Below are 12136 nucleotides of genomic sequence, written 5' to 3'. Positions count from 1 at the left end.
TTATTACACTTATGATAGTTGGCGTTGTTGGATTTGGTTCATATCGTGTTAATTCAGGATATTTAACTTCTGGTGAGTTAATGGCTTTTATTATGTATTTATTTCAAATAGTTGCGCCTGTAGGAACCTTTAGTCGATTTATTACAAATGTACAGTCAGCTTCTGGAGCTACTCAAAGAATATTTGACATTCTAGAAAAAAAGGAAGAGAACACACAAAGAATAGCGACACCTGTAAAATCTAAACCGGAAATGGGCATTTTAAATATAGATAATATTAGCTTTAAATATAATGAAAAGCCGGTATTAAAGAACATATCTATAGAAATAAAACCAAATACTACAACAGCAATTGTAGGAGCTAGCGGGGTTGGAAAATCCACCTTATTCTACCTATTAGAGAGGTTTTATGTTCCTGATCAAGGTGACATAATTTTGAATGGAGTTTCTTATACTGATATTGATTTGAATCAATGGAGAGGAATGTTTAGTTACGTATCTCAAGATTCAGATATAGTTTCTGGAACAATTCGCGAAAATATTTTATACGGGAATTCCACTGTTCTATCTGAGAAGGACATCATAGATGCCTGTATTTTAGCTAATTGTCATGATTTTATTATGGAGCTTCCAGATGGATATGATACCCAAGTAGGTGAAAGAGGCGCTAACCTTTCAGGAGGACAAAAACAAAGAATTACAATTGCAAGAGCTTTGCTAAGAAACTCTCCATTCTTGTTATTAGATGAAGCAACAGCAAATTTAGATTCTGAATCTGAAAATGCTATTAGAAATTCATTAAATAACCTTTTAACAGGTAGAACTACGATTATAATTGCTCATCGTATCTCTACAATACAAAATGCTGACCAAATAGTAGTACTAAATAAAGGCGAAATTTGTGGAATTGGAACTCACAAAGAACTCATGCAAAAGAATGAAACATATATAAATTTAGTGAAACATTCTAAATCTAATGAGGTTAAAGAAGTAATGAGCTGAGTATAATTCTAAATTTTATTTACATTGTTATATAGAGGTGTAAGTCAAGTTGTGTAACACTAATCTCAAAAGGGCAAGATTAGAACAAGGGTTAACCCAAAAAGAGTTAGCGGCAATTGTGAACGTCACTCGCCAAACTATAGGTCTTATAGAGTTAGGAAAATATAACCCTACGTTAAAGCTTTGTACGGATATTTGCTTAGCTCTAGGTAAGACTCTAAATGATTTGTTTTGGAAAGTTCAATGATTTAAACATTTATGAACTTTTATTTTTAAATACTTTTCCCCATTAGCGAAATATAGAGGAGATCACTCTTATTAATTTGATATCCTCTATATTTTCCTTCACAAACGAGGTGGCTAACATCTTAGGGAAATTTCTTACACAATTACAACTGCATTTCGATATCTATTAGTTTCTTTTATTGTTATCATGCTTCACAATTCAATGATCATCCAAATAATCCTCCTTTCTATACTTGCTCGAAAAGAAGACTTATAAAGACTTCAAGGTGTATCGGTCTCGTGCCAAACACAGAATGGTTAGAAGGAACGGTTGAACGCAACCGCATGGGCGAAATCATCGTCGACAAACACGGCGCAACAAGCGTACCAGGCTTATTTGCTGCCGGCGACTGCACAGACAGTGCATACAATCAGATTATTATTTCTATGGGATCAGGTGCAACTGCCGCTCTCGGCGCGTTTGATTACCTAATCCGTAACTAATATAAGAAAGCCGCAATATTGCCAGATTGGCAGCATTGCGGCTTTCTTTTTTATTCCAAAAATATTGCATGTATTATACAATTGTAATATAGTTGTAATGTTAGTGAATGGTCACTTCACACTCAGCATATTTGCTGTTTTCAAGGCGATACGCACTGATTTTCTATTTAACGTGCCCTGATACTTTTTGACCTTTTTTTTCAGATCTTTAATGGTTTTTTCCTTTTTGGCATTTTCTAATGCCATTAGCGCTTCCCAGCGTTTCGCTGTTTCTGTGGAACTGCAGCCGCTAACTGTAGTCACAGGCGGAAGAAGCTTTGTCTTAGATAGTTTTTCGTCAAAAGGAACGGTATCAGGAATCGCTTTCTCTTTATAAATATGGTCTAATTCATTTTGATTCAAGAAGCTGATGAAATGGTCAAAGTTTTGCGCTTGCTGTTTCTCAGGCTGATGAAAATTAAGTGTTTCAATTAATTCTGACAGTTTTGTCTGATCAGTTATCTCATTTGCCATGACGTGCGTTAATTGATGGTACTCAGCTAATTCACGCATTCTGGCATCTTTCGGAAGCAACAAGCTCGGTGTACCGGCAATCGTCGCCGCGATATTTCCATGCAGCCTTGCGCCAAAGCTCAAATCGGCTTGTCTCAGGAAATCGAGCCAAGTCGGCACATTTAAAAAGAATCGGACTCTATCATTCTGATAAGCCGGGTCTTCCATGCTGACCGGATAATTATCAGCAGGCTTCGCTAGCGCAGGCGCACCCGCATACGTCAGAATCATTTCTTTTCGCCATTGCGGAATAAAGTAATGATTCGGGAACTCTTTCATGCTTCTTGTAATGAAATCCAGCACATGCTTTGGAGACAGCCTTGATGAGTTAACCGTCACCATTGATTCCGGTGTGATATTGGTTTCTCTTATCTTCAGTTCTCTGCCAAACGCATACATAGAAGGACAGCCAATTACCGTATGGTCAATGCCTTCACGGAAACCTAATCTTGAAAGGTATTTCGCTGTAATTTCACCGCGGACACCTATCATATTTGATCTCTCCAGCACGGCACTTACAAACGCCTTTACATCCTCATCAAAAGGAAAACCTTCATTTAATTTTGGTTCAAACGGAGCCCGTAAACCAACACCAATCACAACAACCGGAATGGTTAGTTTTTTAATTAATTGGGTATATTTCCGTAAAGAAGGCACGAAATCCTCACGGAATGCATCTGCCAGCGGAATAATATACATATCATATGTTTTATTAATTTGTTCAGCATCCGCTGGATGAATCCGATAATAATCAGGAGTAATCGTCGTCCCTTCTGTCATCAGCGTGCGAAACACACTGTAGGCATATACTAGGTTTCCTACATTGCCGCCAATGGAGTTGCGAACAATCATTTCAGCTGCGTTAAATGTATCAAAGGGTGATATGCCAGCTCTTATTAAAATGTTTTTCATCTGATGTTGCCCCTTCCTCGCCAAATTTTTGTCAGGAGATTTGCTGAGGGAACTCTATCATGATCTTAAAATCTTCAATCAGACACCCGCTTTCATCTCTTTTTCCTCACAAACTCTCTCCCTTTCTTCCGTTCTAATATTAAATTATACAAAAAAGGATCTTACAGGTGAAATCATAACATAGCAATCAGATCTGGTAATGTATTCCCATTACTGGATATTGGGTCGGATCATATCAAAAACCCGAACCAGGCACTTCAGTAAAAGTGCTTGATTCGGGCGCTTCTTATAGTTCCTCGCCATTCGTTTGAATGACGTTTTTGTACCACTCAAATGAATCTTTCTTATACCGCTTCATGGATCCGTTTCCTTCATTGTCACGATCAACATAGATCATGCCGTAGCGTTTTTTCATTTCGCCAGTTGTGAAGGAGACAATATCAATAATGCCCCACGGCGTGTAGCCGATTAAATCCACACCATCGTACGTGACCGCTTTTTCCAGTGCTTCAATATGTGATCTCAAATATTGAATGCGTTCCGGATCATGAACCTTGCCGTCCTCCTCGAGCGTATCCACCGCGCCAAAGCCGTTTTCAACAATAAATAACGGGATTTGGTATCGGTCATAAAAACGATTCAACGTATATCTCAGCCCAGTTGGATCAATCGCCCATCCCCAGTCACTCGAAGTGATGTACGGATTTTCGACACCATTCGGCAAGCCGCCATTTACAATATCGCCAGTGTTATCATTTTTCACATCGCTTTTCACGGTTGTTGACATGTAATAGCTGAAGCCTAAGTAATCGACGGTTCCGTTTCTTAAAATCTCATCATCACCGTCTTCGAATGTGATGTTGTAGCCCTCTCTTTCAAATTCCTTCAACGCGTAGCTTGGATAGTACCCGCGAACCTGCACATCCGGGAAGAAATAGCGCTGCCTCATTTCTTCTTCAGCCAGCATCACATCTTCAGGATTGGAGGAGAAAGGATAAATCGGCACGTGTGATACCATGGCCCCGATCTGGAACTCTGGATTGATGTCTTTTCCTTTTGCGACTGCTAATGCGCTCGCCACTAATTCGTGGTGTGCCGTTTGGTACATGACTTCCTTCGCGTTTTCGTTTTCGCCAACCACAACACCTGAATTCGTCCATAGGAACAGCGGATTGTTCACATCCATTTGGTTGTTGATCTCGTTAAATGTCATCCAGTACTTCACTTTATCTTTGTAACGGGTAAAGCACGCTTCTGCGAAGTTGACGAAGAAGTCTACGACTTTCCGGTTTCTGAAGCCGCCATATTCTCTTGCCAAATGCAGCGGCATTTCAAAGTGAGACAGCGTAATGACCGGCTCGATCCCGTGCTTTAGCAATTCATCAAACACATCATCATAAAACTGCAAACCCGCTTCGTTCGGTTCAGCCTCATCGCCTTTCGGGAAAATCCGGCTCCAGCCGATAGACGTACGCAGGCATTTTAATCCCATTTCCGCAAACAAAGCGATATCTTCCTTGTATCTGTGATAGAAATCAATGGCTTCATGGTTCGGATAAAACTCTTTTTCTTCAATCGTGTCAGTGATTTTTCTCGGCACGCCGTGCGCACCCGCTGTCATCACATCGACGACACTCGGCCCTTTACCGCCTTGATTCCATCCGCCTTCAAATTGGTGGGCAGCTAAAGCACCGCCCCATAAAAAATCTTTCGGCATGTTTCCCATGTGTTATTCCTCCTCAGCTTACGACTGTAAATAATTTTTGATTCAGCGTACTTTCTTTAAGGTCCTCAATGAGAATTTCCTGATACGCATGTGAATTCGTGATGATGACAGGGGTAATCGTTGTTAACCCTTTCTCTTCAATGAAAGCCTTATCAAACTCAGCAAGCACCTCGCCTTTTTTGACGGTATCGCCTTCTTTCACCTTCAAGGCAAAAGGCGTGCCGTCTAATGTCACCGTATCCAGCCCGATATGCACAAGCAATTCAACGCCAGACACTGAACGCAGGCCTATCGCATGCTTCGTAGGTGCGACCATGACAACGGTGCCGTCAAACGGAGCGTAGAGCCTATTATCGGATGGCTCAATCGCCAATCCTTGTCCCATTGCGCCTGAGCTGAATACCTCATCAGGCACGTTAGAAAGCGGAATCACCTTACCGTTAAACGGGGCATATACGGTTTCTTCATTTGCCTGTGCGGTTTGAAGTTGTTCCTTTTCCGGCTGTGCAGCAGCATCTTCTCCGTAGCCAAAGATCTGTATCAGCACAACAGGGAGAATGACCGCAATCGCAGCGCCAATTAAAATGCCCCAGATAGAAGTCGGGAATTGTTTACTGATTCCATTTACGACTGTGAGCGGTCCCGGAAGCCCTGCGTATGCAAAGTAGTACGGATGAAAGAAGCTTGCCACAACTGCGCCAACCGCACCGGAAATACAACCAAAGATAAACGGCTTCTTAAATCGTAAGGTCACACCGTAGATTGCAGGTTCTGTAATGCCGAACAGTCCTGTAATTCCAGCTGAAACACTGACTTTTCTCGTTTCCTTGTTTCTCGCTTTCAGGATGACGCCAAGCACAGCACCAACCTGCGCGATGACCGCAATCGTTTGATACGCCTGAAATGAATCTCGACCGTATAAATCAAAGTTTGCCAATACCATCGGTGTGATGCCCCAGTGTACACCGAAAATCACAATGACCTGCCAGAAAGCGCCGATGATCGCCCCAGCCAAAGCCGGCACGTTTTCCGCCAAAAAATTGTAACCGTTTGCAATCCCATTTGCGCCTAATGTTGTCACAGGGCCAATGAGAAGAATCGTTAACGGCACCATGATGACCATGCATAGAAACGGAACAAATAACGGTCTGACCACTTCGTTCATTCTCTTATTCAAAAACCGTTCAAGATAAGATAAAATCCACACTAAAAATAATGGCGGCAGCACGGAAGACGTATATGTTGTTTCTGATAAAGCCAGCCCTAAGAAAGAAATGCTCTTTCCGTCTGCAATTTGTGCAGCCATCTCCGCCCATGTCGGGCTGACCAATGCGGCACAGCACGCTACAGCGAGATACATATTGGTTTTAAAATGCTTTGATGCCGTAATCGCGATAAAAATAGGCAAAAACGTAAACGGCGCCCAGGATATGAAACTGAAAACCTGATAAGTCCCTGTTTTCTCAAAGCCGTCAAACAATAAGTTAATGATAATTAATGCACCTTGCAAAATACCAGCAGCAGCCAGAATGTAGATAAACGGCGCAAACACCGCTGACATCGTCGCAATGATCCGGTTCAGAACAGTTCCTTTATTCTCATTCTGTTCACCAGCAAGATCAATTTGGACCAGCTTTGAAAATTCCTCGTACACTTCCCCTACGTGCTGTCCAATGACAATCTGGAATTGGCCGCTGTTCTCTACAACGGTAATGACGCCGGGCATCGACTTCACGATATCCTTCGCTTTAGGGTTAGACCGCTTCAGCACCAATCGAAGTCTAGTAGCGCAGCGAGAAGCCCCAATCACATTCTCTTCCCCGCCTACGGCCTCCAAAATGTCTTTTGCTAGTCTCGTATAATCTCTCACTTTCCCCGACATTTTCACCCACCCCTTTGTTTTGGTTACGCTTTCATTATAATTGTACCGGTATAATTTATCAATACCGAAACAAAATATTTACGCACTAACTATAATTGTAAGCGGTTTATGCTATAATTTTGACAAGTGAAACTAAACGAATAAATGAGGAATGCGTATGTTAAAATACCAGCAAATCGCAGCGGAAATTGAAACATATATAGAAGAACACGAGCTTCAGCAAGGAGACAAACTGCCAGTGCTAGAAACCCTCATGGCCCAGTTTGAAGTCAGCAAAAGCACAATCACAAAGTCCTTGGATCTACTAGAGCAAAAAGGCGCGATCTTTCAGGTCAGAGGAAGCGGCATTTTCGTCAGAAAACATAAACGAAAAGGCTATATCAGCCTGCTGTCGAATCAGGGATTTAAAAAAGACCTCGAGGATTTCAACGTCACCTCAAAAGTCATCGAACTGGACGTGAGAAAGCCAACACCGGAAGCGGCGGAAAACTTGAACATCGGAATGGACGAGGACATCTACTATGTCAAAAGGGTCCGCTACATCAACGGCCAGACCCTTTGCTACGAAGAATCCTATTACAACAAATCGATCGTGACGTATTTAAACAACGAAATCGTCTCCCACTCCATCTTCCATTACATCCGGGAAGGACTGGGATTGAAAATTGGTTTTTCTGATTTGTTTCTGCACGTGGGCCAGCTGAATGAGGAGGAAGCGGAATATTTGGGATTAGAGGCTGGACTGCCGAAGCTGTATATAGAAAGTATTTTTCACCTGACAAATGGGCAGCCGTTTGATTACTCGAAGATTTCGTATAATTATGAGCAGTCGCAGTTTGTGGTGCAGGCTAATAGTTTTTTATTATAGGGCTGCTTCACTATGGAAGGTGGTCGACATGTACAAAATCATCATCCCTGCAATACTAGACATCTTCGTGCTCTGGATACTCTTACAGATTTCACTAGAGATGAGCATCGTTAAGAACCCAACGAACTACTTTATCGTATTTATTATCTTTTTCCTCTTTATCAAGATGGTGAAAGAAAAACAACAATAGTTCGCTTTGAACAGGAAACCAGATTTGAAATCTGGTTTTTTCGTTTCACTTTACTCACTCGTTTCAATTGTCTATAAAAGCAGTTATGCGGTACTATCATATAAAGGTCCAATGATGAAAAACAGTATCATACTTTTAAATTCACCTTATCATGCACATGCTCATATATAGGGGTTTATTCTAAAAAGGGGATGGACGATTTTGGAAAGCAAGTACCTAGATCTACTCGCGCAAAAATACGATTGTGAAGAAAAAGTGGTAACAGAAATCATTAATTTGAAAGCGATATTGAACCTGCCAAAGGGCACTGAGCATTTTGTCAGTGATTTGCACGGGGAGTATCAGGCATTCCAGCACGTGCTGCGTAATGGTTCAGGACGAGTCAAAGAGAAGATACGCGACATCTTCAGCGGTGTCATTTACGATAGAGAAATCGATGAATTAGCGGCATTGGTCTATTATCCGGAAGACAAACTGAAGTTAATCAAACATGACTTTGATGCGAAAGCAGCATTAAACGAGTGGTATAAAGAAACGATTCATCGAATGATTAAGCTCGTTTCATATTGCTCCTCCAAGTATACCCGCTCCAAACTGCGCAAAGCACTGCCTGCCCAATTTGCTTATATTACGGAGGAGCTGTTATACAAAACAGAACAAGCTGGCAACAAGGAGCAATATTACTCCGAAATCATTGATCAGATCATTGAACTTGGCCAAGCCGATAAGCTGATCACCGGCCTTGCTTACAGCGTTCAGCGGCTGGTAGTCGACCATCTACATGTTGTCGGCGATATTTACGACCGCGGACCGCAGCCGGATAGAATTATGGAAGAACTGATCAACTATCATTCTGTCGATATTCAGTGGGGAAATCACGATGTCCTTTGGATCGGTGCCTATTCCGGTTCTAAAGTGTGCCTGGCCAATATTATCCGTATCTGTGCCCGCTATGACAACCTGGATATTATTGAAGACGTGTACGGCATCAACCTGAGACCGCTATTAAACCTGGCCGAAAAATATTATGATGATAATCCAGCGTTCCGACCAAAAGCAGACGACAACAGGCCAGAGGATGAGATTAAGCAAATCACAAAAATCCATCAAGCGATTGCGATGATCCAATTCAAGCTTGAGAGCCCGATTATCAAGAGACGGCCGAACTTTAATATGGAAGAGCGGCTATTATTAGAGAAAATAGATTATGACAAAAACGAAATCACGCTGAACGGAAAAACATATCAATTGGAAAACACCTGCTTTGCGACGATTAATCCGGAGCAGCCAGATCAGCTATTAGAAGAAGAAGCAGAAGTCATAGACAAGCTGCTGTTCTCTGTCCAGCATTCCGAAAAGCTGGGCCGCCATATGAATTTTATGATGAAAAAAGGCAGCCTTTATTTAAAATATAACGGCAACCTGTTAATTCACGGCTGTATTCCTGTCGATGAAAACGGCAATATGGAAACGATGATGATTGAGGAAAAACCGTATGCGGGCCGTGAGCTGCTCGATGTATTTGAACGATTCTTGCGGGAAGCGTTTGCCCACCCGGAAGAAACCGATGACCTGGCGACAGATATGGCCTGGTATTTATGGACAGGCGAATACTCCTCCCTCTTTGGAAAACGCGCCATGACGACATTTGAGCGGTATTTTATTAAAGAAAAGGAAACACATAAAGAAAAGAAAAACCCGTATTATTATTTACGCGAAGACGAGGCAACCTGCCGAAACATCCTGGCAGAATTCGGCCTCAATCCAGATCACGGCCATATCATCAACGGCCATACACCTGTAAAAGAAATCGAAGGAGAAGACCCAATCAAAGCAAACGGAAAAATGATCGTCATCGACGGCGGCTTCTCCAAAGCCTACCAATCCACAACAGGCATCGCAGGCTATACGCTGTTATACAACTCCTACGGCATGCAGCTCGTCGCCCATAAACACTTCAACTCCAAGGCAGAAGTCCTAAGCACCGGAACCGACGTCTTGACGGTGAAACGATTAGTGGACAAAGAGCTTGAGCGGAAGAAAGTAAAGGAAACGAATGTCGGTGAGGAACTGCTGCAGGAAGTTGCGATTTTGGAGAGTTTGCGGGAGTATCGGTATATGAAGTGAGGTTATGGGGGTTCAGAGAGGATTTTCTCTGGGCCTTTTTGCAGTTTAATATCTTATTTAACGCTACAAATTGTTAACAAGACTGGTTGTTTGCTGATTTACAAGTACGTAAACCATAATTCACTGTAGATGAAACTGATTGGTATTAGAATCTGGTTTTATGTGTGCCTTTATACACTATATATAGTTCCTTGATGAAAGCCGACAACGGAATCAGCAGAAAACCACTCTAACGACTATTTTGTCAAACCGGCCTGCTCTACAAATCCTCTGCTTCGAAACATTCTATTTACAAAAAATCCATGGTAACGTATTTGAACACAAAATCGTTTTCAACTCAATCTCCCATTACATCCGGGAAGGATTGGGATTTAAAATTGGTTTTTCTGATTTGCTTCTGCATGTGGGCAGCTTAATGAATTGGAAGCGGAGTATTTGGGGGCTAAAGGCTACTACCGAAGCTATTTATAGAGTATTTTTCATTTGACGAGTGGACAGTTGTTTGATTGCTCGAATATTTCTTATAGTTATGAGCAGTCACAGTTTTGTTGAGCAGGCTAATAGATTTTTTGTAAAAGCCCTTATTTCCTTTGATAAATAGACAAACGAAATGATAAGCTTAGTTTTAAAAAACAACGAAAGTAAACTATTGGAAATTTGTTGCAGCCAACGCAATTTCATCTGGACAAAGACGACTTCTCGATTCCGGAACTTTTGACTGCCAAGCTTGTGGTTGATTTTGCTTGGGTCAAGCGGCATAGTGAAGATTATAATTTTAATCGAATATTTGGATGGATAAAGAGTTGATGTGAAGATTTAGCAAAAAAGTGATGATTAAGTATTTAAATTTAAAGAGACCTAGAATATTGTCTTTGGTCTCTTTAGTAACATAAATTGTTTTATATAAGTTTCTAATAAGCGGTGTCCTCAGAAAAACAAAAAGGACTAGACAATGCCCCGCTATACTTTTAATCAACTGAAAAACTTTGTTTGCATAGATGTAATACTATCATTTACACCACTCACTTTTAATTTTTTCTATATCTAGGTATTTCCATTCTTCTTTCCAGAGTTTCCAGAATGGAATATCATTAGATGAGGGTGGAAGCTCACATTGGTCAATTTGTACTAATGATGGTAAAACTATAGATTCTCCTATTAACAAAGCCTCGCCCGCTTGTAGTACTGGCAATTTATCAATCAAATTTCCAAGGGCGTCAGGTAAGAGTTTTTTTACAGTACTTTGATCATTTGGATTTGTTAACCTCATGGCAATAAAATTATTACATTGAGAATAAATTGTTTCAGATAATTCGGATGGTCTTTGACTTGCGAGCATCAATGTAATTCCATATTTCCTCCCTTCTTTTGCAATCCTTTCAATTGACTTCTTAGATGATCGATATTTAGATAAATCACTATTTGGTATATACTTATGTGCTTCTTCATATACTAGTAAAATTGGAATATCATTATTTATGATATCATTTGAATTAGTTTTATTTCTTATTTTTTTATAAAAATAACCATATTCAAATATAATTCTTGATATTAATGACACCGTAATACTAAGTACCTCAAATGGTACACCGCTTAAATCAAAAATTGTAATATTAGTAGGCTTATTATCATTATACCCTAAAAGTAATTTCAAAGTTTCTTCAAAAGTTATATTTTTGGATTTTTCACCTAAAAGAAAATCGAATCTTTTATCATTAATTTTATTTTCAAGTCTGTTAATAAAATTAATAAGTTTACCATTCATACCGGATGCAGAAGTACCTACAGGTTCTAATTTTTCATTGAAAAGTCTATGTAAACTTTCTTCATTAAAAGTAAAGATATCGCCATTGATATCTTGCCATTGAACCGTTCCATTTTTATCTTTTTTTTCTTTGTTCTTGTAAACAATATATTTTAGAACTTCATTTAAATCAAAGAATACTGGAGAATCAAAGTGAATTTTTTCTCTCTCTTCTTCAGTACCACCTAATTTAATTTTGCGATTATTTACAATAGCTTCTTTAAAAATATTTCTTTGATTATGATCATTTGCATCTGTATCTAAAAACAACTCTTCTAATTCTTCTGAATTTAAAAGCCAATATGGCAAAGAAAGATTATTTATATCTATAACATTAGAATTGGG

9 protein-coding genes and 1 pseudogene are annotated in these 12136 nt (G+C 40.2%); 6 read left to right on the top strand and 4 right to left on the bottom strand.

Annotated features, from left to right (window positions below; all coding sequences use genetic code 11):
* The 3 genes and pseudogenes from BLL41_RS21840 to BLL41_RS21830 form a co-directional block, all read left to right on the top strand.
* The coding region (locus tag BLL41_RS21840; RefSeq protein WP_141770223.1) for an ABC transporter ATP-binding protein at positions 1–1001 on the top strand (1001 nt) is incomplete at its 5' end.
* Between the two features lie 49 nt (positions 1002–1050).
* Positions 1051–1248, top strand: a complete 198-nt coding sequence (locus BLL41_RS21835) for a helix-turn-helix transcriptional regulator (protein WP_061187042.1) — start codon at positions 1051–1053, stop codon at positions 1246–1248.
* A 269-nt stretch (positions 1249–1517) separates the two neighbouring features.
* Positions 1518–1730, top strand: a pseudogene (locus BLL41_RS21830) (FAD-dependent oxidoreductase); the annotation flags it as partial.
* A 111-nt stretch (positions 1731–1841) separates the two neighbouring features.
* On the opposite strand, the gene BLL41_RS21825 reads toward BLL41_RS21830, so the two are convergent.
* The 3 genes from BLL41_RS21825 to BLL41_RS21815 form a co-directional block, all read right to left on the bottom strand.
* Positions 1842–3194: a polysaccharide pyruvyl transferase family protein gene (locus BLL41_RS21825; RefSeq protein ID WP_071579401.1), complete on the bottom strand. Its 1353-nt coding sequence runs from the start codon at positions 3192–3194 to the stop codon at positions 1842–1844.
* 286 nt (positions 3195–3480) lie between these two features.
* Positions 3481–4920 carry a 6-phospho-beta-glucosidase BglA gene (bglA, locus tag BLL41_RS21820; RefSeq protein WP_071579400.1) on the bottom strand — a complete coding sequence of 480 codons (1440 nt, stop codon included), beginning with the start codon at positions 4918–4920 and terminating at the stop codon, positions 3481–3483.
* A 13-nt stretch (positions 4921–4933) separates the two neighbouring features.
* Positions 4934–6802, bottom strand: coding sequence for a beta-glucoside-specific PTS transporter subunit IIABC (locus BLL41_RS21815; protein ID WP_071579399.1), 1869 nt, complete (start codon positions 6800–6802; stop codon positions 4934–4936).
* Positions 6803–6959: 157 nt separating this feature from the next.
* Between BLL41_RS21815 and BLL41_RS21810 the strand changes: the two genes are divergently transcribed.
* From BLL41_RS21810 to fbp, 3 genes are all read left to right on the top strand, one after another.
* Complete coding sequence (locus BLL41_RS21810; protein ID WP_071579398.1) at positions 6960–7670, top strand: GntR family transcriptional regulator; 711 nt, start codon at positions 6960–6962, stop codon at positions 7668–7670.
* Between the two features lie 28 nt (positions 7671–7698).
* Positions 7699–7860: a hypothetical protein gene (locus tag BLL41_RS21805; protein WP_071579397.1), complete on the top strand. Its 162-nt coding sequence runs from the start codon at positions 7699–7701 to the stop codon at positions 7858–7860.
* Positions 7861–8061: 201 nt separating this feature from the next.
* Entirely contained in the window at positions 8062–9987 is a 1926-nt protein-coding gene (gene fbp, locus BLL41_RS21800) for a fructose-1,6-bisphosphatase (protein ID WP_071579396.1), read from the top strand.
* 1009 nt (positions 9988–10996) lie between these two features.
* Here the strand turns inward: fbp and BLL41_RS21795 are convergent.
* A partial coding sequence (locus tag BLL41_RS21795; RefSeq protein WP_071579395.1) for an ATP-binding protein occupies positions 10997–12136 on the bottom strand: 1140 nt, incomplete at its 5' end.

Source organism: Bacillus sp. FMQ74 (assembly GCF_001875785.1).
GTDB lineage: Bacteria > Bacillota > Bacilli > Bacillales > Bacillaceae > Bacillus > Bacillus stercoris.
The sequence above is the reverse complement of the archived record's forward strand: the minus strand, read 5'-3'. Positions and strand labels throughout refer to the sequence as shown.